The sequence below is a fragment of the Streptomyces sp. NPDC101178 genome (assembly GCF_044767965.1).
Classification (GTDB): domain Bacteria; phylum Actinomycetota; class Actinomycetes; order Streptomycetales; family Streptomycetaceae; genus Streptomyces.
The window spans coordinates 544,745-568,806 of the sequence record NZ_JBIWOZ010000002.1 but is presented as its reverse complement, the minus strand read 5'-3'; the positions used below and the strand labels follow the sequence as shown (position 1 = coordinate 568,806).

Genomic DNA, 24,062 nt, shown 5'->3' with positions numbered 1-24,062 from the left:
ATTCCGGAGGTTGGTTGAGAGCTGAGAGTCAAAGCAGCGGGCGAAGGGGCGGAAGCCGGTCATGGGCATACGGATACAGCGGGCGGACCAGGACGACAGGGAGCTGGTCGTCTCGGTCCTGGAAGAGGCCTTCCACCACGACCCGGTCAGCAGCTGGGTCTTTCCGGACGAGGCGCACCGGCGGGCGGTGCACGGCAGGTTCCTCGGTGTCTTCGCCGACATCACCCTCGCCGAAGGCCGTATCGACGTGGCCGAGGACGGTGCGGCCGTGGCCCTGTGGCTGCCGGTGCCCGCGGGCGCACCCGAGGAGGAGGACCCCACGCCCGCCCTGATGCGGCAGACCGCCGATCCGGACAACGAGCGGTGCGAACTGGTCGGACGGCTGACCGGGAAGGTGCACCCGCACGACCGCGCCCACACCTACCTCCTCATGATCGGCGTCTCTCCGCACCGGCAGGGCGAGGGCATCGGGGCCGAGCTGGTCCGGGCGGAGCTGGAGAGCTGCGACCGCGACGGCGTACCCGCCTATCTGGAGGCGAGCAGCGCCCGCAGCCGTACGCTCTACGAACGGCTCGGCTTCCACTTCATGGGCCGCGCCGTCGAGCTGCCGGACGGCCCGTCGATGTGGCCCATGTGGCGTGAACCGCAAGCGGGTTGATGTTCCGTCCGGCCCCTTCGCGGAGAGGGAGGGCGGCACCGGAGCCGCGCCGGGCAGCGGCTACAGTCCCTGCTCATGACAGATGAGTCGTGGGCCGGCTGGTACCGGGACCGGGGCGGTTCCGAGGCCGTCGTCCTCACCACGGACGGACAGCAGCTCCGGATCCGGATCAGGGGGGTCGACTTCGAGGGCGAGAGCTTCGACGGCCTGGCGCCGGTGCCGGGCACGACCCCGGAGAGCGGCATGTTCGCCCTGGCGGACGGCGCGCTCACCGACTGCGTACTGGAGTGGGACCTCCCGCTGCCCGTCCGCGTCGAAGGCATCCTGCGCCAGGCCACCCTCGGCTGCCTGCTCTCCCTGCGCCGGGCCGATCCGGACCTCTACCTCACCCTCCACCTGGACGGCGCGGTCTACGAATCCGCTCGCGCCGAGAGCGACTTCGCGGCCGCGCTGGCGGCGATCCAGCGCGTCCTTCCGGACGGTGTCCAGCTCCAGACCTGTATCGCCTGCGCCTTCTCCGATTACTTCCCGGCCGCCGGCCGCGGCCTCTCCGGCGGCCTCGCCTGCTTCCGGGGGGCCAAGGACGCCTACCGGGACGCGGAGGGCGGGGGCGAGGTGCTGGGCCTGTGGGACCGGCGGACCGGATTCGTCCAGGAGATCTGGAGCTGCGAGGAGTTCGAGGTGCGCCCGGCCGAGGGAGCGGGGACCGGCCACCGAGGCGCCTTCCCGCTGGAGCCCTCAAAAACGCTGGAACCTCTGGAGCTTGCTTGATGTGACGCCGCGCCCGCCCTCTGCCCCGTACCGCAACTCCGGTACGGGGCAGAGGTGTTCCCGGGCCTGTGGTGCGGACCTCGCCGACGTGACCTGTTGTCCTTCCTCTAGTTGTTCTACTAACATGCGAACAACGGAGGTTTTCATGACACGCAAGAACCTTGGCCGCGCCACGCTCGCGGCCCTGCCCTTTGCCCTTTTCTTCCTCGTCGACCTGATCCTCTTCCTCGTCCTCAAGGACCGTCTTCCCACCCGCCTGGCCGGCCACTTCGACGTCTCCGGAGACGTGAACGGCTATGTCGACCGCACCACCTACGTCCTGGTCACCGCGCCGGTGATGCCCGTGCTCGGCGCCCTGTGGGTGCTCATGGTGGTCGGCGGAAGGTTCTACGGGCGGGCTCACCGCCTGCTCATCGGCGGCGGCTGGGCCGCAGCCGCCTTCCTGCAGTACGTGCTGGCCGCCGCCCTGATCGTCAACCTGGACGCCCCCGACGGGGAAGCGGCCGGCCGCTTCCCGCTGTGGCACTTCGCCGTGGCCGTCGGTGCGGCCGCCTTCGCCGGCGGGATCGGGCTGCTGCTGGCCCGGCTGGTCCCGCCACCGGAGGACCCCCGCGCCGGGAAGAGCCCCGCCGACCGTGAGCGGATCGCGCTCGCCGACGGCGAGGTGGCCGGCTGGGCCCGCACCACCGGCTCCTGGTGGCTGCCGCTGGGTGCCTTGGTGATCCTGGCGACCGGTACGGGCCTCGGCTACGGGGTCACCTGGTTCCTCGGCGCCCCCTTGATCGTCCTTGCCCTGCTGGTGTTCACCTTCAGCCGTGCCCACGTCACCGTGGACCGACGCGGCCTCACCGTCTCCGGCCTGCTGCGCTGGCCCCGGGTGCAGGTCCCGCTGGAGCGCATCGAGGCGGCGGACAGCCGGCGGGTCGACGCGGTCGCGGAGTTCGGCGGCTGGGGCTACCGCATCCGCCCGGGCCGTACCGGCTTCATCGTCCGCTCGGGCGAGGCCATCGTGGCCCGGCAGGAGAGCGGCCGTGAATTCGCGGTCACCGTCGAGGACTCCGGCACCGGGGCCGCCCTGCTCAACACCCTCGTCGACCGGAACCGGGCGGGGCGCTGACCATGCTCTTCCGGGTCGACCCCACCTCCACCGTGCCCCTCGGCGACCAGATCGCGGCCTCGGTGCGCCGCGCGGTCGCCGACGGCGCGGTGACCCCGGGCGAACGGCTCCCCGCCGCCCGGGTGCTCGCCGACTCCCTCGGAGTGAACGTCCACACGGTACTCCGCGGCTACCAGCGGCTGCGCGAGGAAGGGCTGATCGAGCTGCGCCGCGGCCGCGGTGCGGTGGTCACCGAGGGCGCCTCGCCCCGGCGGGCCCATCTCCTGGAGCGGGTCCGTGAAGTGGTCGCGGACGCGCGGGAGCTGGGCATGACGGAGGAGGAGCTGCTGACGATGGTCCGCGCCGAACTGGGCTCCTGAGGCCGCCGCCACCGTCGTACGACATCGACTGACGCAGGCCGCTGCCACCGGCGTACGACAGCGGATCATCCAAGCCGCCGCCACCCCCGTACGACACCAGCCCGTTCCACCACAGAGGGCCGTTCCGCGTCCGGAACGGCCCTCTCCTCATGCGGTGCTGCGGGTCAGGAGGTGGCGCCCGCCAGCGCGGCGGCGAAGCCGTTCTGCCAGAGGTAGTTCACCCGGGACCGCTCGTTGGCGTCCGGCTGCGCGTTGGTGCAGGACGGGCCGGGGCCGCCGCCGGACATCAGCTGGCTGCACGGGCCGGAGTAGGTGTCCGGCAGGCCGAGCACGTGTCCGGTCTCGTGCGTGGTGACGCGGGTCGAGTTGTACTGCTGGTTCTGCCGGTAGTCCAGGAAGATGAAGCCCCGGCCGTGGCCGTTGGTCGAGGCGTACGAACCGCGCGGGTCGTTGCCCTCGCGGTAGGTGAAGTCGGCGTTGGAGCCTTCCTGGAGCCGGACGTTGGAGACCGAGCTGTTCCAGATCCGGGTGCTGTTGGCTATCTGGGTGCGGAAGCTGGGGGCGGAGGCCGCACTGTAGGTGACGGTGACGGCCTGGGTGCCGATCGGAGCGGCGGCACGCTTCTCGGCGGCGGACTTCATCACCGCGTCGAAGAAGGCCTTGTTGGCGGCGGCGTTCTCGGCCGACCCGTTGTACGCGGCGATGGTGGCGGGGGTGGAGACCGCAGGGGCAGGAGCGGCGGAGACCGCGGGAGCCGTACCGAGCGCGGCGACGAGGCCGAGACCGGCGATGGTGGAGGCGATGGCGGTCCTGAGGTGTCTCATGGGGGATTTCTCCTACTGTCCGGTGAACCCGCGCCGTGGGGGTTGTCCGCTGAACGGACGGGGCGCGGGGCGGTACGGGGAGAGTGTGGGGGAGCGGACGGCCGCCGGGGATGATGCCAACCGGCGATAACACGGCCCTATCCCCGCGCCCGCCACCTCATCGGCCGGGGAGACGCCAGTTCCCCGGCCGGAGAGGCGCCACGCCCAGGACAGGGAGGCGCCACCTTCTCATCGCCCCATGACATGCCGCCCAACACCCCCTGAATTGATTCCGTTTGATGGGGTTGAGGCCGATGGTGTCAGGGGCATGACCGGTCGTAGTCTCCGCTTCATGGAGCTTGAGGTGAGGCACCTCAGGGCGCTGTGCGCCATCGCCGACGCGGGCAGTCTGCACCAGGCCGCCCGTCGTCTCGGCGTGAGCCAGCCCTCCCTGACCACCCAGCTGCGGCGGATCGAGAATTCGCTCGGCGCCGAACTGTTCCGCCGCGAACGCACCGGCTGCCGCCCGACCCCGCTCGGCCGGGCCGTCCTCAGCCGCGCCCGGCCGCTCGTCGACGGGATGAGCGCCCTGGTGACCCACGCCCTGGCGGAGGCCGACGCCACCCGCGCCCGCGGGCCCCGGCTGCGCATCGGCTCCACCGCGAGCCGGGTCGTCGGCAGCTGGCTCCGCAGGCTGCGGGTCGCCCTGCCCGGTACGGAGATCTCCCTGCGGGTCGACGTCTCGGCCCACGCCCTCCTGCGCTCGGTCGAGGCGGGCCGGCTGGACGTGGCCTTCGTGCACGAGGTGGAGGGAAGCCCGCTGGCCCTTCCCGAGGGCCTGGAACAGCGCGTACTCGTCGACCGCGAACCGCAGTTCATCTCCCTCTCCCGCGACCATCCCGCCGCCCGCCGCCGCGTCGTGGAGCTCGGGGACCTGGCCGGCGACCGGTGGATGGTCGATCCGACGGTGGACGGCGAGTGGGACGGCGTGCGCCGGGTGCTCGGTGCCGCCGGGCTCAATCCGCCGGTCCTGCACGGCGATTACCTCACCGCCGCCTCGCTCGTCGTGCTCGGCGAGGCCGTCGCACCCTGCCAGCCCACCTCGGGGCCGCGCGACGACATGGCGATCCGCCCGCTGCGCGGCGACCCGCTCGCCGTCCGGCTGCTCCTGGCCTCGCGGCCGGAGACGGACACCTCGGTGGTGTACGCGGAGCTGGAGGCGGCCTACCGGGAGGCGGCCCGGCGCTCCAGCGGCTACTACGAGTGGCTGCTGCGCCACCGCAGTCCGCTCGCGCGTACGCCCTGAGCCCGCCGGGAGTTCCCCGCTCTGCTGACGGCGTGCGGATGTTCCCCGGGGCGGCCGGAGCGGGCAGGCTCGATCCATGAAGCTACTGATGCTGGGCGGTACGGAGTTCGTCGGACGGGCCGTCACCGAGGCCGCGCTGGAGCGGGACTGGGAGGTCACCGTCTTCCACCGCGGCCACCACGCGCCGCCGCCGGGCGTGCGCGCGCTGACGGGCGACCGTACGGCAGGGGAGCGGGGCCTCGCGGCACTGGCGGACCACGCGGGCGGCTGGGACCTGGTGGTCGACACGTGGAGCGGCGTGCCCACCGCCGTACGGGACGCGGCCCGGCTCCTGGCGGACCGCGCGGGCCACTACACGTACGTCTCCAGCCGTTCGGTGTACGCCTTTCCCGCGCCCGCCGGTCTGGACGAGGACGGGCCGCTGGTGGCCGGTGCCTCTCCCGGCGAGGAGGGGGACGTGCCGTACGACCGGGCCAAGCGCGGCGGCGAGCTGGCGGCCCTCGACGCCTTCGGTGACCGGGCCCTGCTGGCGCGCGCGGGCCTGATCATCGGCCCCGGTGAGAACATCGGGCGGCTGCCCTGGTGGCTCACGCGGATAGCCCGAGGCGGCCCGGTGATCGCCCCCGGCCCACGTACGGCGGGACTCCAGTACGTCGACGCGCGAGACCTGGCGAGCTGGATCCTGGACGCCGGGGCGGCCGGCCTGCACGGCCCGTACAACACGGTCAGCCGCGCCGGCCACGCCACGATGGGCGAGCTGCTCGACGCCTGCGTCCGGGCCACCGGCTCCGGCGCCGAGCTGCGCTGGACGGACCCGGACGCGCTGCTGGCCGCCGGGGTCGAGCCGTGGACCGGGCTGCCGATCTGGCTCCCGGAGGGGGAGCTGTACGACACGCTGCACCGCGGCGGTCACGCCAGGGCCGAGGCGGGGGGGCTGCGCTGCCGGCCGGTGGCCGAGACCGTCGCCGACACCTGGACCTGGCTGCGCGAAGCAGGCGGCACCGCGCCCCAGCGGCCGGACCGGCCGACGGTCGGCCTCGATCCCCGGCTGGAGGAGAAGCTGCTGGCCCTCTGAACCCTCCTGAACCTCCTATAGGCCTACACATGGGAGCAAATCCGGCGTGTCATAAGAAATGACTAGTATTAAAGATGCATATTGCGCGGCATGGAACAACAGGCGCGCAGGCGCGGCAATGCAATCCGGGCAGCAGTGACAGTGGCCACGGCCGCGGCGATGGTGGGCATGCTGGCCCCGGCCGCCGCCGCCGATCCGTTGCCGGGCGGACTGGGTCCCTGCCTCGGCAGCGGGTGCCCGGACGTCTGGAACGAACCCAACAACGGACCGATCGCCGGTTACGACGAGAACATCAACATCTACGTCGGCGGGGACTTCCTGGTCCGGGAGGCCGCGGCCGAAGCCGAGGGGAAGATCGTCACCCTCGGGCAGTTCGACATGGACAAGCGGGACGGGGTCTCGCAGGTGTACAACGTCGGAGTCGTCGGCGTCGGTTCGCGGGTCGCGCCGCCGAACGGCTCCGATTACCTGACGGTCGGCGGGGACGTCACCATCGCGGCCGGCGAGCGCCTCCTCGCCGAGGAGGGGGCGAACTCCGGCCGGGTCGCCTACGCGGGGAGCCTCACCGGTACGGTGAACCCGCTGACGGCCCCGCGCCCGGACCCGGAGGCCACCGCTCCGTTCACCGGCCTCCGCCCGCAGCTCACCGAGGCCAGCCGGTGCTACGCGTACGAGGGCGATGAGCACCGCGCGACGACCGGCAGCTGGACGCGGGCCGGTGACACGTTCACCTTCACCGGCGACAACACCTCGCCGATCCAGGTCTTCGACGTGGACGCGGACCTGGTCTCCTCGACGGGCGGCAACGCCGGGTTCACCTTCAACGGCATCCCCGCCGGGGCGACCGTGCTCGTCAATGTCTACGGGGACGCCCGCACGGTCGCCACGTTCATGGGCACCCTCCCCAACCCGGGGCTCCGCGAGCGCCTGCTGTGGAACTTCCCGGACGCGACGGACCTGACGCTGACCGGGCCGGCCCAGTTCCAGGGGAGCGTGCTGGTCGGGCAGCCGGCCAGCACCACGACGCTCTCCATGAGCGGCACCAACGGCCGCTTCTACAGCGCCGGTTCGCTCACCCACACCTCGTCGGGCGCTTCGGGCGGCCAGGAGATCCACGCGTACCCGTTCGACGGCGACCTCCCTACGTGCGATCCGGAGCCGACGCCCACTCCGACTCCCACGGACCCGACGCCCACTCCGACGGATCCGACGCCGACCCCGACGGATCCGACTCCGACTCCCACGGACCCCACCCCGACCCCCACGGATCCGACGCCCACGCCGACGGATCCCACGCCGACCCCCACGGACCCGACGCCGACCCCGACGGATCCGACGCCCACGCCGACGGATCCGACTCCGACTCCCACGGACCCCACCCCGACCCCCACGGATCCGACGCCCACGCCGACGGATCCCACGCCGACTCCCACCGACCCCACCCCGACGCCTACCGACCCGACCCCCACTCCCACCGACCCCACGCCCGGGCCCACCGAGTCGCCGACGTGGCGGCCGTCGCCGTCGCCGTCCCACCCCGGTGAGCTGCCCGACACCGGATCGCGCGGCGGAGAGTGGATCATCGGCTCGATCGCGGCAGCGCTCGTGGCGGCCGGTGGAACGGTCCTCGTGGCCACCCGCAGGGCGCGCCGCCGTACCTACTAGCGGCGCCCGCTAGCGTGGTTCGATGACCGAACCACTGCTGCACCTCGCCGAAGCACCTCTCTGGGAGGCGGCCCGCGGGACCGGGACGTACGAGATGTCCACCCGCGGCCGCACCCTCCAGGAGGAGGGCTTCATCCACCTGTCCCTGCCCCGCCAACTCCCGGGCGTGGCAAGGATGCTGTACGGGGACAGGGCCGGAGGCGGGAGCGAGTACGGGGACGGGGGCGGCGGCCACGATCTGGTGGTCCTGGTCGTCGATCCCGCCCGCCTCACCGCCCCCGTCCGGTACGAGGCGATGAGGCCCGGCGGCGAGGAGTTCCCGCACCTGTACGGACCGCTCCCGGTGGAGGCGGTCGTGGAGGTGCGGCGCTTCGAGGACTGGCTCCACGCACGACGAAAGGAAGACGGACCCCAGTGAACGGCCCCCTCACCGCGGTGACCGGAGCGAGCGGAGCCGTCGGCGGCCGGGTCGCCGAGCGGCTCGCCCGTACCGGAGTCCCCGTACGCCTCCTCGGCCGCGACCCGGCCCGCCTCCCCGACCTGCCCGGTGCCGACCACGCGCCCGCCGCTCCTTACGGCGACGGCGAGGCCATGCGCCGGGCGCTGGACGGGGCGAACACCTTGTTCCTGGTCTCGGCGCATGAGAGCCCCGACCGGGTGCGCGAGCACATCACTGCGGTGGACGCGGCCGTGGCGGTGGGCGTGGAGCGGATCGTGTACGTGTCCTTCCAGGGCGCCGCGCCCGACGCCACGTTCACCTTCGCCCGCGACCACTGGCACACCGAGGCCCACATCCGCACGGCCGACGTGCGCCACACGTTCCTGCGGGACAACTGGTACCTGGCGGGGCTGCCCGCGATGACCGGCACGGACGGCGTGCTGCGCGGTCCGGGCGGTGACGGCAAGGTCGCCGCCGTCGCCCACGAGGACATCGCGGACGCGGCGGCCGCCGTACTGCTGGACGAGGGAACCACCCACGACGGCCGCGGCTACGACCTCACCGGCCCCGAGGCGTTCACCCTCGCCGAGGCGGCCGAGGAGCTGAGCCGGGTCACCGGACGCTCGATCCGCTATGTCCCCGAGACCGTCGAGGAGGCCTACGCGTCCCGGGCCGGATACGGGGCCGAGGAGTGGGAGGTGGCCGGCTGGGTCACCTCGTACGAGGCGATCGCGGCCGGCGAACTGGCCGCCGTCTCCGACGCCGTGCCCACCCTCACCGGCCACCCGGCCAAGAGCTTCGCCGCGTTCCTCGCGGAGCACCCGGACAGCTACCGTCATCTGCTGCCGGGCGTGTGACCGAGAGGCCGGGGCCTCGGTTCACCGCCACGGGATGTGACGCCAGGGACTGCCCTCGCTCTCCGCCAGCAGACGGTGGGCGATGACGTTCTGCTCGTAGAACGGACCGTACGCCTCCCCGTCGAAGCGCAGCACCCGCCCCAGCGCGTAGGAGGCGGAGAAGTCCTCCCACGAACGGTGGGCCGACTTGCTCAGCGCTCCGGCGTACACGATCGCCTGCTCGGCCTCGGCCGGGACGCAGTAGCGGGCCGACAGCCCCCATCGCGCCAGGTTGACCGCCCGCCCGTAGTCGTAGGCGACCGTGGTGCGCACCCGGCCGTCCGGCTCCAGCAGCCCGTCCGCGCGGAACCGGGCCTCGTACCGCATGATCCGGCGTACGAGGTCCTCGATGCCCTTCACCGTGCCCGCGTCGGCCCCGAGGTCCTGGGCGTGACCGGCGGCCGTCTCCCGCCACAGGTCGGCGGAGGGCAGCTCACCGAGGCCCGCCGCCAGCTGTTCGCGGGCGCGCAGCACGAAGTCCGGTTCCGGCGGGCTGTTGCGGGCGTCGAGGAGGATGTCCAGTTCCCTGCGCCACCCGGCGTGGTCGGTGATGCCCCAGGAGCCGCGGAGCTGCCCGCGCTCCCTCTCGTACTCGCGGCAGACCGTGCCGACCTCGTTCCACGGCACCGCGGCCGCGATCGCCAGGTGCGCCCCGCAGGCCAGCCCGTACGCCAGCGGTCCGTGCAGCGCGCCGTGGCGCAGGGCGAGGAGCCGGTTCTCCTGGAGGCGGTCGTTCTCGGCGTAGGCCCGCTGCCACAGAGCCCGTTCGGTCGGGGTGGCGGGCAGCAGGAGCTGGCCGGGCGTGCCCACGTTCACCCCGAGGAACATCCCCGCCCCGGGCCAGCCGAACTCGGCGACCCAGCGCAGCGAGACCCCGTGGAAGACCCAGTCCGGATGCCACGGGGGCAGCATGCCGCGGGTGAGGACGGGCCGGCAGACGAACCCCGACGGGTCGTGGTGGGCGCGCCAGGCGACGGTGTCCGGCTTGGCGTCCACCTCGGCGCGCGGGGCCGGGATGTACAGCTCGGCCCCGGCCAGCGCGGCCAGTTGGGCCCGCGCGTCACCGCGCAGCGTCGCTTCGTGGAGGAGCTGCTCGGTCTCGCCGGGCGGGATCCAGGTGGCCGGGGGTCGGTTCGGGGCGTGGTTCGGGTTCATGACCAGGGGATGTTCCGGTAGGGGCCGGCGGGGTCCTGGGTGAGGACGCGGTGCTCGGCGAGCGACTGCCGGTACGTGGGCTCCGCCGCCTCCGGGCCGTCGTCCTCGGCCCGGTGGACGATGCGGGCCATGAGGTAGCCGAGGGAGAAGTCCGCCCATGAGGTGTAGGAGCCACGCGCGAGTTCGCCGAGCCGCAGCACGTCCTGCTCGGCCTCGTACGGATCGCCGTACCGGGCGCCGAGCGCGAGCCGTACGACGTTGACCGCCCGGCCGAGGTCGAAGGCGGTCAGCGTGTCGACGCGGCCGTCCGGGGCGAGCGCGCCGTCGGCCCGGAGCTTGTCCTCGTACAGCGCGATGTGATGCAGCGACCGGTCCGCCAGCGCGCGGTCGTCGGCGTCGCGCGCGGCGAAGGCACGGGCCACCGCCTCGGCCCACTCCTGGCGCGCCGGCGTACGCCCCAGCCGGGCGGCCAGGGTGTGCCGGGTGCGCAGGACGGACTCCTGGACGCGCCCGACCAGCTGGCTCTTCATCAGCGACGCGAGGCGGTCGCGGTACTCGGCGCGGTGCGGGATGCCCCATGGGCTGCGCAGCCGGGCCCGGTCGGTGGCGTAGTCCTCGTAGGCGGCGCCGAGCCGGTTCCAGATGAGGCCGTTGGTGACGGCGAGATGGGCGCCGAGCGCCAGTCCGTGGGCGAGCGGTCCGTGCAGCGGCCCGCCGCCGTCGGTGAGCAGAACACCGTGCTCGGGCCCGCCGGTGCGCTCGTCGGCCTGGAGCCAGGCCTTGAGGTGCTTGGGCCGGGCGTCGGCCATCGCCGCGTAGGGCGTGCCGTGGTTCACCGCGAGCCGGCGTACGTCGTACGGCCAGGTCCGCGCCAGCTCACCCAGGCTCACCTCCCGGAACACCCACTCCGGGTGCCACGGCGGCAGCATCCCCGGCGTCAGCACCGGCACACAGGTCCGCCGGGACGCCTCGTCGCGGATCGTGGGCAGCGGGGCCGTCCAGCCGGGGATGTCCGCGTGCAGCCGGGCGACGAGCACGTAGAGCCGGGTCCGCGCGAGCACCTCCACCACCGCGCTCCCGTCCCCGCCCGCGACCGCGCCGGCCAGCGCGCGCTCGATCGCGGTGGGCGGCACGGGGGGCGGGTACGCCGGGCTTCCCGGGTGGGCCGGGTTCCCCGCGTACGCCGGCTGGTTCCCCGCGTACGCCGGTGCGCTCCCCGAATTCCCCGCGTACGCCGGTGGCTGCGTCCGATACGCCTCGTGCGGCGGCACCACCGCTCCGCCGTCCTCTGTTCCCGCCCCGTTCCCCGTGATCACGCAGCCGATCCTACGAAACGGGCCCCGCGCCCGGCCCGGGTGGTCAGAGACCGCCCGGGCGCACGAGCCCCGACTCGTACGCGAAGACCGCCGCCTGGGTCCGGTCGCGGACGCCCAACTTGACCAGGATGCGGCCCACATGGGTCTTCACCCTCTGCTCCGCGAGGATCAGCGCCCCGGCGATCTCCGTGTTCGACAGCCCGGCCGCCACCAGTGACAGCACCTCCGTCTCCCGCTCCGTCAGATCCCCGATGCGCTCCTTCAGCGGGGCGCGCGGGGCCCCGGCCGTCCGGGAGAACTCGGTGATCAGCCGCTTGGTGATGTTGGGCGAGAGCAGTGCGTCACCCGCCGCCACCACCCGTACCGCATGGGCGAGTTCGTCGGCCGAGGCGTCCTTCAGCAGGAAGCCGGAGGCGCCCGCGCGCAGCGCCTCGTACACGTATTCGTCGAGGTCGAAGGTGGTCAGCACAAGCACCTTCACCGTCGATTCCTCGCACGCGGTGATCCGGCGGGTCGCCTCGATGCCACCGAGCTCGGGCATCCGGATGTCCATCAGCACGACGTCCGGGGCGAGTTCGGCGGCCTGGGCCACGGCGTCGAGCCCGTTGACGGCCTGCCCGACGACCTCGATGTCCGGCTCGGCGTTCAGCAGGACCGTGAAGCCCTGGCGGACCATCATCTGGTCGTCGGCGATCACTGCGCGGATGGGCGGTGTCATGGCAGGTCCTCGGTGTCTCCGGTGACGGGCAGGATGGCGGTGACTTCCCAGCCGCCGCCGGGGGCGGGGCCGGTGGCCAGGTCGCCGCCGAGCATCGTCGTGCGCTCGCGCATCCCGAGCAGCCCGTGCCGGACCCCGTGGGAGGCGAGGGAGGGGCGCAGCGGCGCGGTGTTGGTGACGCGGACGGTCAGCCCGGCGGCCCGATGACCGATCTCGACCCGCGCGCTCGCCCCGGGGGCATGCCGCATCACGTTGCTCAACGCCTCCTGCACGATGCGGTACGCCGACAGCTCGACGCCCGGTGGCAGTGGGCGCGGCTCGCCCGTGGTGGCGAGGGTGACGGCCATACCGGCGGAGCGCACGGAGTCGACCAGCGCGCCGAGCCTGTCGAGGCCGGGCTGCGGGGTGTGCCGGGCGCTCTGCGTGGGCGCCTCCTCCGAGCGCAGGACGCCCAGCACCCGGCGCAGTTCGGCGAGGGCCTCCAGGGCGTTCTCCCGGATTCCGGTGAGATTCTCCTTGAGCTCGTCCGAGGGGTCCCGCACCAGGTGCGGGGCCACCTGTGCCTGGATGGAGATCACCGACATGTGATGGGCCACCACGTCGTGCAGCTCGCGGGCTATCCGGTGGCGCTCCTCCAGCAGGGTCCGCCGGGCCCGCTCGTCGGCGGTCAGCTCGACCTGGTCGACGAGGTCCTGACGGGCCAGGCGCAGGCTGCGCAGCGCGGTGCCGAGCACGAGCGCCGTGGAGAACACGAGCACGGACGCGGGCAGGCCGATATGAGGCACCGGTGGCGTGCGCAGAGCCAGGAAGAGGGCCAGGGCCATCGAGAGCACCAGCGCGGCCACGGCCCGGCGGGGCCGCACCCGCAGCGCCAGCAGGAACAGGGCGCCGCCTTGCAGCGCCGCCCCCGCGAAGGGGGCGGGGTAGAGGACTCGGGGACTCAACGGGACCGTGCTCACCAGCGGATAGGGCAGCTCCGACGGAGCTTCGGCCACGACGACCAGCACCGACACGACGGTCAGCGCGGTCGCCGCCCACCACGCCCCCACCGGACGGCCCATCCCGGCCACCAGCACCACGGACTGCGCGATGGCCAGCAGCACCGCCAGCCCACTGACCGCCGCTCCATGCGGGCTGAGTTCGACGGTACGGATCACCGTGACGCCGCCCGCGATCATCACCAGCATCACCAGGAACACCGGCCGCCACACCGGGGCGCCGACCTCTCCCATGCGCGGCACCCGGTCGGCGGGCGCCGCCCACAGGTCCTCGTACAGGACGCGCGGCGCCCGGCGCACCGCGGCCCCCAGCCGCACGCCCCACGCTGCCTTCACGTCCCCCACCGCACCTGCCGCACCTACTGCCCCCACGTCCCCCACTGCCCCTCCGGTCTCACCCGCGTTCAGATTAGGCACGACGCACCTCCTGCTTCCGCCCGGGGAGGACCCGGGGGACGACGACTCCCGTACAAGGAGGGAGCGTGTGCCCTCCCTCCGCCCGCCCTGCTCGTGACCCCGGAACGCCGCCCAGCACACCACCAGCGCCAGCGCGAACACCGGCAGCCAGAGCAGCCGGGCGACCACCCAGCCGGCCCCGTCGGGCACGGTGTGCAGACCCGGCAGCGGGCCACCGGCGACCAGCAGCGCGCCGGCCGTCACGACGATCATCGCCGTCTGGTGCCAGAGGAACACGGTCATCGCCGACAGGTTCAACACCGCCACCGCCGCCCACGCGGCGGGCCTGCGCAGGGCCCGGCGCAGCGGCCCGAGCAGCAGCAGCGCCGCCCCGCACTGCGCCAGCCCGAACGCCACGGCGGCCAGGCTCGGCGGGTCCAGATTGGAGATCCGGCCGCCCGGAACGCCCACCATGGCCCCCGGATACCCCGCCCACAGCACGAGCGCCCCGGCCGCCGCACCCCCGCAGACCGACAGCGCCCACCGATTCCCCCGGCCACGCAGCCCGCCCCGGGCGACCAGCGCCCCCAGGCAGTACGGCACCAGCCACCCGGCGATCACGTTGATCCACCCCAGCTCCCGCGGACCGCCGAGCCCGAACCGTACGAGGTCGACGTGCAGCACCACCACGAGCGGCCACAGCGGGTGGAGCCGGGCCACCAGCGGCGTCAGCGCGGTCAGCGCGGCGAAGACGAGCAGGAACCACAGCGGCGACCAGACCAGCTTGGCCAGCGCCGACACCGTCGGCTCACCCACCCCGGCCACCAGCATCACGCCCGCCGCCAGCGACCACACCACGACCACCGCCGCCACCGGCCGGAACAGCCGCGTCAGCCGGCCGCCCACCCACCGCCCGTACGGCACACCCCGCTCATGCGCCGAGGCCCAACTCCGGGCCGCCACCTGCCCGCCCACCAGGAAGAACACCGCCAAGGTCTGGAACACCCAGGAGACCGGGGTGAGTTCCGGCAGATACGTCAGCGGGCTCGCCCCGCGCACGGTGCCGCTGTCGGCGACCAGCGCGGTCACCAGCCAGTGGCCGCCCACCACGCCCAGGATGGCCAGGGCCCGCAGGGCGTCCACGGCCCGGTCGCGGCCGGGCGGAGTGGCGGCCTCGATGCGCGCGACGAAGCGGCGCGCCGGTCCACGTACGTCAGTCACGACCGGCCTCCGACGGGGCGCGGCCGGAGGCTATCCGGGCCAGGTTCGTCAGGGAACGCGACCCGGGCAGCAGATAGTCGCTGTGGCCCCCGCCGCCCGCGTCGAACACCTCGGCCCCGAACCGCTCCGCCACCGGGTCCGTCCCGAACCCCACGGCCCCCACGAACGGCACCCGCACCCGGACATGGGGCACCCGGGCGATCCAGTCACCGCCACCCCGCCCGGCCCACACCCGCGCCCGGGTCCGCAGGGCGGCGACATCCTCTGCGCCGGTCCCGGGGCTGCCGTACAGCACGATGGCGTCGGCCGGGATCCCGGAGGCGGCCCGGGCGCAGATCACGGAGCCGTAGGAGTGGCAGAGCAGCGTGATCCTGGCTCCCGGCAGCACGGCACCCAGCCGGTCCACCAGCTGCCGCAGCCCCGGCGCGGCCTCGGCGGCGCGGCCGTCGGTCACCGAGGCCGGGCTGACGGTGGCGGGCGATCGGTACCCCAGCCAGACGACGACCGCCCCGCCCTCTCCCAACTCCCTCTCCAACGCCACCGCCCCGCGCCGCAGCCGCCCGTACGCGTCGAGCCCGACACCGGCCCCCGGCACCAGCACCGCGACGCGGCTGGCCCCGGACAGCTCCCCGACGACCTCCACGCTCCGGCCCCCGTCCCGCCCGTCGAAGGAGAGGAACTGCCGCCCGGGCGCGGCCATCGCCCGCAGTGAGGCCGCCCGCTTGAGGTCCCCGTGCCCGGATGCCGCCCGCCCGGCTGCCCGGATATCGGCCCGGCTCAGCCCGTACCGCTCCTCCAACGCCGTCGCGCTCGCGTCCCGCAGCGGCCCGAGCACGGTCGGCGCGGGGGCGGGCACAGCGGCGGGCCGGGCCGCCCCGGACACCGGAACGGCCACCGAGAAGGTGACGAGAGCGGCGAGCAGGGAGCGGCGCAGACGGCGTCCGGGCGGTCGGTGCGCCATGGGGTGGGGTCCTTCCGTACCGGATGTTCTGCCTGTGTCCGATACAGAAGTTACGGAGAGCGACGGGGAGTTGCCGTCCCGCTGGAGAGTGGATCTTCGGGGTGGCTCTCAGGTATGACGCGGTGTACGCGAAGCGGCGTCAGCCCCGCCCGACGCCGTCCGCCCGCCCGGTCCGGTCCGTTCGCCCGGTGTGCTCCAGGATCGCCGCGGCGAGCGGTGCGTGCACCTCGCGGGGCAGCGCATGCCCCATCCCGGGAATCTCGACGAGCCGCGCGCCTCGGACCGCTTGGGCGATGTGACGGGCGTGGGGCGGCGGGTAGACGGGTTCGGCGGGCGCGGAGACGACCAGGGTGGGGACCTCGGTCCGTGCCAGGACTTCTGTCCGGTCCATGCCGGAGGCGTCGGCCCGGGCGTGCGCGGTACCGGCGTGGTGGTGCCCGGTGTGCGCGATGATCCGGCGCTCCGTCGTACTCGCCACCAAGGTGCACTTCGCGATGGGCGAGGGACCCAACCACGGGGGCAACTCGCGGCGCTGGATCGTCAAGGCGGTCGAGGACAGCCTCCGGCGCCTGGACACGGAGTGGATCGATCTCTACCAGGTCCACTTCCCCGACCACACCACCGACATCGAGGAGACGCTCTCGGTCCTCGGCGACCTCGTGCGGGACGGAAAGATCCGCGCCTTCGGCTGCTCGAACTTCCAGCCCGAGGAGATCGTCGAGGCGCACCACGTCTCCGAGCACCGTGCTCTCGGCCGCTTCCGTACCGCCCAGCCGCCCTATTCGATCCTCGCCCGCGGGATCGAGACCTCGCTGCTGCCCGTCTGCGATCGCTACGGAATGGGCGTCCTGGTCCGAACGGCCGCACCCGGCCCGCCATGGACGCCGGTTGTCGGCGGCCTGCGGACCGGGTGCGGTCGTGCGGGCTGTCCGGCCGCGCGCGAGCGCGGGTCGGGCGGCCCGGGGAAGATCAAGCCTTCTTGGTCTCCCAGAAGATCCGGTCGACCTCGGCGATCAGGTCCAGGGCCTTCTGACCCGTCTTCGGGTCGTTCGAGCCCTTGGCCGCGGAGAGCGCCTTCAGGGTGTCGTTGATGAGCTGGTGCAGCTCCGGGTACTTCTCGAAGTGCGGGGGCTTGAAGTAGTCGCTCCAGAGCACCGACACGTGGTGCTTCGCGAGCTCGGCGCGCTGTTCCTTGATCAGAACGGCGCGGGTGCGGAAGTCCGCGTCCTCGTTGGCCTGGTACTTCTCCTGGACGGCCTTGACCGACTCGGCCTCGATGCGGGCCTGGGCCGGGTCGTAGACGCCGCAGGGCAGGTCGCAGTGGGCGCTGACCTTCACCTTGGGGGCAAACAGGCGGGAAAGCATGGAGCTGTCCTCCTCGTGATCGTCTTCTCAGGTGGGACATTACTCCGTGGAGCGACGCTTTCCGTGGCTGCCCCTGGGGCTTAGGTCAAAAGTCCGGGGCGGGATTCGGGCCGTCGGCCGAATGTACGGAGCGGAACGCGGTATGCGGCACGGTGTGCCGGAGGAGGACCGGGAGGTGGCCGAGATGCCGGAGTGGGGACGGGTGTCCGGAGGCGGACGGGCCGGGCGGCGGCGGCCGTTGCAAGTGGTGGAGGTGACGGGGCCTTCGATGGTGCCCACGCTCTACCACGGGGACCTGCTGCTGGTGCAGTACGGCGCTCCCGTGCGCCCCGGTGACGTGGTGATCCTGCGTCACCCCTTCCAGCAGGACCTGCTGGTGGTGAAGCGGGCGGTCGAACGGCGGCCGGGCGGCTGGTGGGTGCGCGGCGACAACACCTTCGCGGGCGGGGACAGCACGGACTACGGGGTGGTCCCCGAGGAGCTCGTCCTGGCCCGGGTGCGGGCCCGCTACCGGCCTTTGGCGAGCACGCCGAAGGGTCAGCGGTCGGTGACCGGGGTGCTCGGCTGGGCCGCCTCCGCGTTCAGGCCCGTCCGCTCCGACTCCGCGCGTTTGCGGGCCCGGTAGGCGGCCACGTTGGCCCGGGTCGCGCAGCGGTCCGAGCAGTAGCGGCGGGACCGGTTGGTGGAGGTGTCCAGGTAGGCGTTGCGGCACGGGGCCGCCTCGCAGAGGCCGAGCCGGTCCACGCCGTGCGAGGTCAGGTGGAAGGCGAGGCCCATGGCCGCGATGGCCGTGTATCCGGCGGTCGCGTTCGACGGGTGGTCGGCCAGGTGCATGTGCCAGTCCGGCCGGCCGTCCTCGTCCCGGGTGTCGTGGCCGGAGATCTGCGGGCTCACCGGGAACTCCAGCAGCAGCGAGTTGAGCAGGTCCACCGCGAGCGTCTCGTCGCCGCCGTCGGCCGCCTCGAAGACCGCGCGCAGCCGGCCCCGTACGGAACGGAAGCGGGTCACGTCCGCCTCCGTCGTCCGCCGTGCCGCCTGCTGGTTGGCGCCGAACAGCTCCCGTACCGCATCGACCGAGGTGAGGGCGTCCTTGTTGCGGTCCGGCTCCTCGGTGTTGACCAGGCGCACGGCGTAGTCCGAGTAATAGGCCAGTTCCACTTGTAGTCCTTACCGGGTCGGTCTAGGGTCGGGGTGTCGGTCAGTGTAATGGGTGGCCGTCGTTCATGAGGCTTACTTGGAGGTTGGCGTGACGGAGACGGGGACGAGCACCGACTGGCAGTCCTGGCAGGAGAGCTGGGACCGGCAGCAGGAGTGGTACATGCCGGACCGCGAGGAGCGGTTCCGGGTGATGCTGGACATGGTCGAGGCGGTCGTCGGCCCCGCGCCCCGGGTCCTGGACCTCGCGTGCGGTACGGGAAGTATTACGGACCGGCTCCTCAAGCGGTTCCCGGACGCCACCAGCACCGGTGTCGACCTCGACCCCGCGCTCCTGGCCATAGCCCGCGGCACCTTCGACGGCGACGACCGGGTCGCCTTTGTCACCGCCGACCTCAAGGACCCGGACTGGACCACCCGGCTGCCCCACACCTCGTACGACGCGGTCCTCACCGCCACCGCCCTGCACTGGTTCCACAGCGAGCCGCTGGCCGTCCTGTACGGGCAGCTCGGTGGGCTCGTCCGGGACGGCGGCCTCTTCATGAACGCCGACCGCACCATCGACCCGGACACCCCGCGCATCAACGCCGCCGAACGCGCCCACCGGCACGCCGCCATGGACCGCGCCAAGGCCGTCGGCGCCCTGGACTGGGCCGAGTGGTGGGCGCTCGCCGCGAAGGACCCGGTCCTCGCCGGACCCACCGCCGAGCGGTTCGCGATCTACGGCGAGCACGCGGACGGCGACATGCCCTCCGCCGCCTGGCACACCCGCACCCTGCTCGCCTCCGGCTTCGCCGAGGCCCGCGCGGTCTGGTCCTCGCCCTCGGACAGTCTGATCCTCGCCGTGAAGTAGGGCGCCTGGGCCAAAGAAGAGGGCGGTACGGACATCGTGTCCGTACCGCCCTCTTCCGTGGAGCGAACTACAGCACCTTCGACAGGAACGACTTCGTCCGCTCCTGCTGCGGGTTGCCCAGCACATCGCGCGGGTGGCCGGACTCGACCACCACGCCGTCGTCCATGAAGACCAGCGCGTCACCGACCTCGCGGGCGAAGCCCATCTCGTGGGTGACGACGATCATGGTCATGCCGTCCTCGGCCAGACCGCGCATGACGTCCAGGACGTCACCCACGAGCTCCGGGTCGAGCGCGGAGGTCGGCTCGTCGAAGAGCATCAGCTTCGGCTCCATCGCCAGCGCGCGGGCGATGGCGACGCGCTGCTGCTGACCGCCGGAGAGCTGGGTCGGGTAGTTCTTCGCCTTGTCGGCGAGGCCCACCCGGTCCAGCAGCTTCTCGGCGCGGGCCCGGGCCACGGCCTTGGTCTCGCCCTTCACCTGGATCGGCGCCTCCATGACGTTCTCCAGCGCCGTCATGTGCGGGAAGAGGTTGAAGCGCTGGAAGACCATGCCGATCTCACGGCGCTGGAGGGCGACCTCGCTGTCCTTGAGCTCGTAGAGCTTGTCGCCCTTCTGCCGGTAGCCGACCAGCTCGCCGTCGACCGAGAGCCGGCCGGCGTTGATCTGCTCCAGGTGGTTGATGCACCTCAGGAAGGTGGACTTGCCGGAGCCGGACGGGCCGATCAGGCAGAACACCTCACGCGGGGCGACCTCCAGGTCGATGCCCTTGAGGATGTGGGCGGCGCCGAAGGACTTGTGGACGCCCTCGGCCTTCACCATGGGGGTGGTCATGCGGAGACACCTCCGGAGGGCCGGTTGCTGAAGGAGGCGAGGTTCACCTTGACGCGCTGCCACGGGGTGAGCGGCAGCGAGCGCAGCGAGCCGCGGGCGAAGCGGCGCTCCAGGTAGTACTGGCCGACGCTGAACACGCTGGTCATCACGATGTACCAGATGGACGCGACGAACAGCATCTCCATGACCGCGTACGACGTGGAGCCGATCTGCGAGGTGGAGCGGAGCAGCTCGTTGTAGGTGACCGCGTAGACCAGCGAGGAGGTCTTCAGCATGTTGATGAACTCGTTGCCGGTCGGCGGGATGATCACCCGCAGCGCCTGCGGCAGGACCACGCGGCGCATGGTCTTCGCCTGGGTCATACCGAGCGCGTGCGAGGCCTCGGTCTGGCCCTCGTCGACCGACTGGATGCCGGCGCGGCAGATCTCCGCCATGTAGGCGGCCTCGTTCAGCGCGAGACCCAGCAGGGCGCACATGAACGGGGTCATGACGTCCGTCATCTCGTCCTTGTAGATGAACGGGATGTTCAGGACCGGGAAGATCAGCGCCAGGTTGAACCAGAGCAGCAGCTGTACGTAGACCGGGGTGCCCCGGAAGAACCAGATGTACAGCCAGGCCACCCAGCTGGTGACCGGGTTCTTCGACAGCCGCATCACGGCCAGGATCACACCGAGGATCACGCCGAGCACCATGGCGAGGACGCTGATCAGCAGGGTGCGGCCCGCTCCGCTGACGACGTTCTTGTCGAACAGCTTGTCGCCGACGGCCTGCCACTGGATGTTGCCCTGCGAGAAGGCGTATCCGAGGGCGACGAGGAGGCCGATGACCACGACGCCGCTGATCCAGCGGCCGACGTGGCGGACCGGGATGGCCTTGATGTTCTCCGGGGCCGTGTTGGCGGCCTTGGAGACGGACACCGGGCCGGCCGGTGGGCCGGGGGGTGTCTTGTCGAACTTGTCAGTCATGGTGACTGCCCTTCGGTGAAGCGTCCGGTCACTTGCCGCCGTTGATGGCGGCCTTGTCGATCGCTCCCGTGCCGGCGCCCCACTTGTCGAGCACCTTCTGGTACGAACCGTCGGCGATGATCGCGTCGACGGCCTCCTTCAGGGCGTCCCGCAGCCCCGTGTTGTCCTTCTTGACGGCGATGCCGAACGGACCGGCGTCGATCTGCTCGCCGACGACCTCGAAGGCGTTGCCGCCGTCGGCCTTGCGGGCCAGGTCGACCGCGACCGGGTAGTCGTTGACACCGGCGACGGCGCCGCCGGACTTCACGCGGGTCTGCGCCTCGGTGTCGTTCTCGAACGACTCGATCTTGATGGCCTTCTGGCCGCCGTCCGTACAGGCCTTGGACTGCTTCTTGAGGGCCTCTTCGTACGTGGTGCCGCGCTGGACGGCGGCGGCCTTCCCGCAGAGGTCCTCGATGGACTTGATGTTCTGCGGGTTGCCCTTCTTCGTGTACACGGCGGTGCCGGCCAGGAAGTAGTCGACGAAGTCGACACCCGGGCCCAGCTTCTTGCCGGAGTCGTCCAGGCCCTCCTGGCGCTGCTTGTTGTCCGTGATGGACGACATGGCGATGTCGTGACGGCCGGAGTTGAGGGCGGTGATCAGCCCGTCGAAGGAGCCGGAGGTGAACTCGAACTTCACGCCCAGCTGCTTGCCGAGGGCCGCGGCGATGTCGGGGTCGACGCCCACGATCTTGCCGTTCTCGACGGACTCCATGGGGGCGTACTCGGCGTTCGTGCCGACCTTGATGACACCCGACTTCCGGTACTTCTCCGGCAGCTTGGAGAAGAGCGGGGCGCCGGCCTTGGTGGCCGTGCTGTCGCCGCTCCCCGAGGACGCGCCCTCGGTCTGGTCGCCGCAGGCGGTGAGCAGCAGCGATCCGGCGACCGCGATGGCGCCGACCGCCGCAATCCGGGACTTGGCGGTCTTGCGGCGCGTGATGCTTGCGGTCATGTCGGGATCCTCCGGCAGGTGAGGGTGAGGGTGCTTTCGGAGAGGCTTGGCACGCACCTTCGAGTGTCGTCACCTCGTTTGATGACGGCATCCTGCCATTTGGACAGGCCCATTCAGGGGCCCAGCCATGTCAAAATCGGATAACGGGCGACCCCCGAACTCGCGCGGCCGGTACCTCGGGGCCGGACCATCTGTCGCGAACCCTTCCCGCCGCCGGAGAATCTCCGGCGCGCCATGGGGAAGGGTGGCATTTATACCGGTTTGCCGACTTGTCCAGATATTCGACTATGAGTCACGTCACCGCATCGGAATGGACTCGTGCGTAACAGGGTTGGTCCGGTAAGAAAGACGTTTACACCCCTCATCCGGGGCTCAGGGCGCGTGTGCGGCGCGCCCGCGCGTACGTACCTCTCCCTGCCGGGGCGGGCCAACCGCCTGGTGCAGGGCGTGTACGCGGTGCCCGCCCACCCCTCCTCAACCAGGAGTGGCCACCCTCAAACGATGAAGACTTAAGGGGTCAACACCATGGCAGCGGAGATCGTCAATCCTCGCAGCGACAGCACCATCGACAGCGCCACCGACCGTGGCATCCAGCGCACGAGCGCAGCGGACACCGGGGCCGACGAGCCCTTCGATCCGGCCTTCGCCCTCCACCGCGGAGGGAAGATGGCCGTGCAGTCCACCGTCCCGATCCGGGACAAGGACGACCTTTCCCTGGCCTACACGCCCGGCGTGGCCAAAGTGTGCAGCGCCATCGCCGACAACCCCGAGCTCGTCCACGACTACACCTGGAAGTCCCAGGTCGTGGCCGTCGTGACGGACGGCACCGCCGTGCTCGGCCTCGGTGACATCGGGCCCGAGGCGTCCCTCCCCGTGATGGAGGGCAAGGCCATCCTCTTCAAGCAGTTCGGCGGCGTCGACGCGGTGCCGATCGCGCTCGCGACCACGAGTGTGGACGAGATCGTCGACACCGTCGTCCGGCTCGCCCCGTCCTTCGGCGGGGTCAACCTGGAGGACATCTCGGCGCCCCGGTGCTTCGAGATCGAGCGCAAGCTCCAGGAGCGGCTGGACATCCCGGTCTTCCACGACGACCAGCACGGCACGGCCGTCGTCACCCTCGCCGCCCTGCGCAACGCCGCCAAGCTCTCCGGGCGCACGCTCGGCGATCTGCGCGGCGTGATCTCGGGTGCGGGCGCGGCGGGTGTGGCCATCGCGAAGTTCCTGCTGGAGGCCGGTATCGGCGATGTCGCCGTCGCCGACCGCAAGGGCATCGTCAGCCGGGACCGGGACGACCTGACCGACGTCAAGCGCGAGTTGGCCGAGCTCACCAACCGGGCCGGGATCTCCGGATCCCTGGAGAAGGCGCTCGCGGGTGCGGACGTCTTCATCGGTGTCTCCGGCGGTACGGTTCCGGAGGCGGCGGTGGCGTCGATGGCGCCCGGTGCGTACGTCTTCGCCATGGCCAACCCGAATCCGGAGGTCCACCCGGAGATCGCGCACAAGTACGCGGCCGTGGTGGCGACCGGGCGGTCCGACTTCCCGAACCAGATCAACAACGTGCTGGCGTTCCCGGGGATCTTCGCGGGCGCGCTCCAGGTCCGGGCCTCCCGGATCACGGAGGGCATGAAGATCGCCGCGGCGAACGCGCTGGCCGACGTGGTCGGCGATGAGCTGGCGGCGGACTACGTGATCCCGTCCCCGTTCGACGAGCGGGTCGCGCCGGCGGTCACGGCCGCCGTGGCTGCGGCGGCGCGGGCGGAGGGTGTGGCCCGACGCTGAGGTCGCGGTGAGCGGAGTGGTGAGCGGGGCCCGTACTGGTTACGGGCCCCGCCCCTTTGCCCGGCCGGCGCTTGAGGAGCGGTCCATTCCAGCCCCTGCGGCGGGGGGGGGGGGGGGGCGCGGGGGGCGGGGGGGGGGGGGGGGGGGGCCCCCCCCCCCCCCCCCCCCGCCCCCTCAACGCCGCAGGGGCTTGAGCGGGCCGCAGGCACCTCGGCGGTGCGTACTTGGCGTGCGTCACACGCGGACGCGCTTACGTGGGCGGCCCGCC

At 72.2% G+C, this 24,062-nt stretch carries 23 protein-coding genes and 3 pseudogenes; 13 read left to right on the top strand and 13 right to left on the bottom strand.

Translation table 11 applies throughout. The features are described from left to right. Nucleotides 1-61 precede the first annotated feature (61 nt). The 4 genes from ACIRR8_RS06650 (at nucleotide 62) to ACIRR8_RS06635 (ending at nucleotide 2,905) form a co-directional block, all read left to right on the top strand. Nucleotides 62-658 carry a GNAT family N-acetyltransferase gene (locus ACIRR8_RS06650; RefSeq protein WP_404059798.1) on the top strand — a complete coding sequence of 199 codons (597 nt, stop codon included), beginning with the start codon at nucleotides 62-64 and terminating at the stop codon, nucleotides 656-658. 75 nt (nucleotides 659-733) lie between these two features. Further along, nucleotides 734-1,429, top strand: a complete 696-nt coding sequence (locus ACIRR8_RS06645) for a DUF6304 family protein (protein WP_404059795.1) — start codon at nucleotides 734-736, stop codon at nucleotides 1,427-1,429. A 145-nt stretch (nucleotides 1,430-1,574) separates the two neighbouring features. Next, nucleotides 1,575-2,546: a DUF1648 domain-containing protein gene (locus tag ACIRR8_RS06640; protein WP_404059792.1), complete on the top strand. Its 972-nt coding sequence runs from the start codon at nucleotides 1,575-1,577 to the stop codon at nucleotides 2,544-2,546. A 2-nt stretch (nucleotides 2,547-2,548) separates the two neighbouring features. Further along, entirely contained in the window at nucleotides 2,549-2,905 is a 357-nt protein-coding gene (locus ACIRR8_RS06635) for a GntR family transcriptional regulator (protein ID WP_404059790.1), read from the top strand. A gap of 164 nt (nucleotides 2,906-3,069) precedes the next feature. Here ACIRR8_RS06635 and snpA read toward each other — a convergent pair whose 3' ends face one another. Then, nucleotides 3,070-3,729: a snapalysin gene (snpA, locus tag ACIRR8_RS06630; protein ID WP_404059787.1), complete on the bottom strand. Its 660-nt coding sequence runs from the start codon at nucleotides 3,727-3,729 to the stop codon at nucleotides 3,070-3,072. Between the two features lie 331 nt (nucleotides 3,730-4,060). Here snpA and ACIRR8_RS06625 point away from each other — a divergent pair, with 331 nt between their 5' ends. The 5 genes from ACIRR8_RS06625 (at nucleotide 4,061) to ACIRR8_RS06605 (ending at nucleotide 9,050) form a co-directional block, all read left to right on the top strand. Further along, a complete protein-coding gene (locus tag ACIRR8_RS06625) occupies nucleotides 4,061-5,014 on the top strand; it encodes a LysR substrate-binding domain-containing protein (protein ID WP_404060711.1) in 954 nt (317 codons plus the stop codon). 76 nt (nucleotides 5,015-5,090) lie between these two features. Next, the gene (locus ACIRR8_RS06620) at nucleotides 5,091-6,089 is read left to right on the top strand and encodes an NAD-dependent epimerase/dehydratase family protein (protein ID WP_404059784.1); all 999 of its coding nucleotides are present in this window, start codon (nucleotides 5,091-5,093) and stop codon (nucleotides 6,087-6,089) included. A gap of 90 nt (nucleotides 6,090-6,179) precedes the next feature. After that, nucleotides 6,180-7,754: a choice-of-anchor A family protein gene (locus ACIRR8_RS06615; protein WP_404059782.1), complete on the top strand. Its 1,575-nt coding sequence runs from the start codon at nucleotides 6,180-6,182 to the stop codon at nucleotides 7,752-7,754. Between the two features lie 22 nt (nucleotides 7,755-7,776). After that, complete coding sequence (locus tag ACIRR8_RS06610; RefSeq protein WP_404059779.1) at nucleotides 7,777-8,172, top strand: DUF952 domain-containing protein; 396 nt, start codon at nucleotides 7,777-7,779, stop codon at nucleotides 8,170-8,172. Continuing rightward, entirely contained in the window at nucleotides 8,169-9,050 is an 882-nt protein-coding gene (locus ACIRR8_RS06605) for an NAD(P)H-binding protein (protein WP_404059776.1), read from the top strand. The genes ACIRR8_RS06610 and ACIRR8_RS06605 overlap by 4 nt, the downstream gene beginning before the upstream one ends. Nucleotides 9,051-9,071: 21 nt before the next feature. Here ACIRR8_RS06605 and ACIRR8_RS06600 read toward each other — a convergent pair whose 3' ends face one another. From ACIRR8_RS06600 to ACIRR8_RS06570, 7 genes and pseudogenes are all read right to left on the bottom strand, one after another. Continuing rightward, a complete protein-coding gene (locus ACIRR8_RS06600) occupies nucleotides 9,072-10,244 on the bottom strand; it encodes a DUF1266 domain-containing protein (protein WP_404059773.1) in 1,173 nt (390 codons plus the stop codon). Next, the gene (locus tag ACIRR8_RS06595) at nucleotides 10,241-11,377 is read right to left on the bottom strand and encodes a DUF1266 domain-containing protein (protein WP_404060708.1); all 1,137 of its coding nucleotides are present in this window, start codon (nucleotides 11,375-11,377) and stop codon (nucleotides 10,241-10,243) included. The genes ACIRR8_RS06600 and ACIRR8_RS06595 overlap by 4 nt, the downstream gene beginning before the upstream one ends. 226 nt (nucleotides 11,378-11,603) lie before the next feature. After that, nucleotides 11,604-12,278 carry a response regulator gene (locus ACIRR8_RS06590; RefSeq protein WP_404059770.1) on the bottom strand — a complete coding sequence of 225 codons (675 nt, stop codon included), beginning with the start codon at nucleotides 12,276-12,278 and terminating at the stop codon, nucleotides 11,604-11,606. Next, on the bottom strand, nucleotides 12,275-13,621 hold the full coding sequence (locus tag ACIRR8_RS06585; RefSeq protein ID WP_404060705.1) for a histidine kinase: 1,347 nt from the start codon (nucleotides 13,619-13,621) through the stop codon (nucleotides 12,275-12,277). Before ACIRR8_RS06585 ends, ACIRR8_RS06590 begins: the two co-directional genes overlap by 4 nt. A 93-nt stretch (nucleotides 13,622-13,714) precedes the next feature. Continuing rightward, nucleotides 13,715-14,893: pseudogene (locus ACIRR8_RS06580) on the bottom strand (acyltransferase); the annotation flags it as partial. After that, nucleotides 14,886-15,854 carry an alpha/beta hydrolase gene (locus ACIRR8_RS06575; protein ID WP_404059767.1) on the bottom strand — a complete coding sequence of 323 codons (969 nt, stop codon included), beginning with the start codon at nucleotides 15,852-15,854 and terminating at the stop codon, nucleotides 14,886-14,888. The gene ACIRR8_RS06575 and the pseudogene ACIRR8_RS06580, both read right to left, overlap by 8 nt. A 139-nt stretch (nucleotides 15,855-15,993) precedes the next feature. Further along, nucleotides 15,994-16,317, bottom strand: a pseudogene (locus tag ACIRR8_RS06570) (alpha/beta fold hydrolase); the annotation flags it as partial. Here ACIRR8_RS06570 and ACIRR8_RS06565 point away from each other — a divergent pair. Further along, a pseudogene (locus ACIRR8_RS06565) lies at nucleotides 16,310-16,810 on the top strand (aldo/keto reductase); the annotation flags it as partial. The pseudogenes ACIRR8_RS06570 and ACIRR8_RS06565 overlap by 8 nt on opposite strands. Before the next feature lie 13 nt (nucleotides 16,811-16,823). Here ACIRR8_RS06565 and sodN read toward each other — a convergent pair. Next, entirely contained in the window at nucleotides 16,824-17,219 is a 396-nt protein-coding gene (sodN, locus tag ACIRR8_RS06560; RefSeq protein ID WP_003966342.1) for a superoxide dismutase, Ni, read from the bottom strand. Nucleotides 17,220-17,340: 121 nt separating this feature from the next. Between sodN and sodX the strand changes: the two genes are divergently transcribed. Then, complete coding sequence (gene sodX / locus ACIRR8_RS06555; RefSeq protein ID WP_404059764.1) at nucleotides 17,341-17,844, top strand: nickel-type superoxide dismutase maturation protease; 504 nt, start codon at nucleotides 17,341-17,343, stop codon at nucleotides 17,842-17,844. Here the strand turns inward: sodX and ACIRR8_RS06550 are convergent. Beyond that, entirely contained in the window at nucleotides 17,757-18,377 is a 621-nt protein-coding gene (locus ACIRR8_RS06550; RefSeq protein ID WP_404059761.1) for a CGNR zinc finger domain-containing protein, read from the bottom strand. The two genes, sodX and ACIRR8_RS06550, sit on opposite strands and share 88 nt — an antisense overlap. 88 nt (nucleotides 18,378-18,465) lie before the next feature. On the opposite strand from ACIRR8_RS06550, the gene ACIRR8_RS06545 reads away from it, so the two are divergent. Next, nucleotides 18,466-19,227, top strand: a complete 762-nt coding sequence (locus tag ACIRR8_RS06545) for a class I SAM-dependent methyltransferase (protein ID WP_404059758.1) — start codon at nucleotides 18,466-18,468, stop codon at nucleotides 19,225-19,227. Between the two features lie 67 nt (nucleotides 19,228-19,294). Here the strand turns inward: ACIRR8_RS06545 and ACIRR8_RS06540 are convergent, their stop codons facing one another. From ACIRR8_RS06540 to ACIRR8_RS06530, 3 genes are read right to left on the bottom strand one after another with little or no spacing between them, the layout of a single operon-like run. Next, complete coding sequence (locus ACIRR8_RS06540; RefSeq protein ID WP_404059755.1) at nucleotides 19,295-20,059, bottom strand: amino acid ABC transporter ATP-binding protein; 765 nt, start codon at nucleotides 20,057-20,059, stop codon at nucleotides 19,295-19,297. Then, the gene (locus ACIRR8_RS06535; RefSeq protein ID WP_404059753.1) at nucleotides 20,056-21,024 is read right to left on the bottom strand and encodes an amino acid ABC transporter permease; all 969 of its coding nucleotides are present in this window, start codon (nucleotides 21,022-21,024) and stop codon (nucleotides 20,056-20,058) included. Before ACIRR8_RS06535 ends, ACIRR8_RS06540 begins: the two co-directional genes overlap by 4 nt. 28 nt (nucleotides 21,025-21,052) lie before the next feature. Then, nucleotides 21,053-22,015, bottom strand: a complete 963-nt coding sequence (locus tag ACIRR8_RS06530) for an ABC transporter substrate-binding protein (RefSeq protein WP_404059750.1) — start codon at nucleotides 22,013-22,015, stop codon at nucleotides 21,053-21,055. A 525-nt stretch (nucleotides 22,016-22,540) separates the two neighbouring features. On the opposite strand from ACIRR8_RS06530, the gene ACIRR8_RS06525 reads away from it, so the two are divergent. Beyond that, entirely contained in the window at nucleotides 22,541-23,794 is a 1,254-nt protein-coding gene (locus ACIRR8_RS06525; protein ID WP_404059747.1) for an NADP-dependent malic enzyme, read from the top strand. The last annotated feature ends 268 nt before the right edge of the window (nucleotides 23,795-24,062 follow it).

What these genes read in the sequence shown, in the direction of transcription:
- sodN (WP_003966342.1), bottom strand. Translation starts at nt 17,219, where the DNA reads ATGCTTTCCCGCCTGTTTGCCCCCAAGGTGAAGGTCAGCGCCCACTGC.
- ACIRR8_RS06600 (WP_404059773.1), bottom strand. Translation starts at nt 10,244, where the DNA reads ATGAACCCGAACCACGCCCCGAACCGACCCCCGGCCACCTGGATCCCG.
- ACIRR8_RS06635 (WP_404059790.1), top strand. Translation starts at nt 2,549, where the DNA reads ATGCTCTTCCGGGTCGACCCCACCTCCACCGTGCCCCTCGGCGACCAG.
- sodX (WP_404059764.1), top strand. Translation starts at nt 17,341, where the DNA reads ATGTACGGAGCGGAACGCGGTATGCGGCACGGTGTGCCGGAGGAGGAC.
- ACIRR8_RS06590 (WP_404059770.1), bottom strand. Translation starts at nt 12,278, where the DNA reads ATGACACCGCCCATCCGCGCAGTGATCGCCGACGACCAGATGATGGTC.
- ACIRR8_RS06645 (WP_404059795.1), top strand. Translation starts at nt 734, where the DNA reads ATGACAGATGAGTCGTGGGCCGGCTGGTACCGGGACCGGGGCGGTTCC.
- ACIRR8_RS06610 (WP_404059779.1), top strand. Translation starts at nt 7,777, where the DNA reads ATGACCGAACCACTGCTGCACCTCGCCGAAGCACCTCTCTGGGAGGCG.
- ACIRR8_RS06650 (WP_404059798.1), top strand. Translation starts at nt 62, where the DNA reads ATGGGCATACGGATACAGCGGGCGGACCAGGACGACAGGGAGCTGGTC.
- ACIRR8_RS06540 (WP_404059755.1), bottom strand. Translation starts at nt 20,059, where the DNA reads ATGACCACCCCCATGGTGAAGGCCGAGGGCGTCCACAAGTCCTTCGGC.
- ACIRR8_RS06525 (WP_404059747.1), top strand. Translation starts at nt 22,541, where the DNA reads ATGGCAGCGGAGATCGTCAATCCTCGCAGCGACAGCACCATCGACAGC.
- ACIRR8_RS06640 (WP_404059792.1), top strand. Translation starts at nt 1,575, where the DNA reads ATGACACGCAAGAACCTTGGCCGCGCCACGCTCGCGGCCCTGCCCTTT.
- ACIRR8_RS06530 (WP_404059750.1), bottom strand. Translation starts at nt 22,015, where the DNA reads ATGACCGCAAGCATCACGCGCCGCAAGACCGCCAAGTCCCGGATTGCG.
- ACIRR8_RS06615 (WP_404059782.1), top strand. Translation starts at nt 6,180, where the DNA reads ATGGAACAACAGGCGCGCAGGCGCGGCAATGCAATCCGGGCAGCAGTG.
- ACIRR8_RS06620 (WP_404059784.1), top strand. Translation starts at nt 5,091, where the DNA reads ATGAAGCTACTGATGCTGGGCGGTACGGAGTTCGTCGGACGGGCCGTC.
- snpA (WP_404059787.1), bottom strand. Translation starts at nt 3,729, where the DNA reads ATGAGACACCTCAGGACCGCCATCGCCTCCACCATCGCCGGTCTCGGC.
- ACIRR8_RS06535 (WP_404059753.1), bottom strand. Translation starts at nt 21,024, where the DNA reads ATGACTGACAAGTTCGACAAGACACCCCCCGGCCCACCGGCCGGCCCG.
- ACIRR8_RS06575 (WP_404059767.1), bottom strand. Translation starts at nt 15,854, where the DNA reads ATGGCGCACCGACCGCCCGGACGCCGTCTGCGCCGCTCCCTGCTCGCC.
- ACIRR8_RS06625 (WP_404060711.1), top strand. Translation starts at nt 4,061, where the DNA reads ATGGAGCTTGAGGTGAGGCACCTCAGGGCGCTGTGCGCCATCGCCGAC.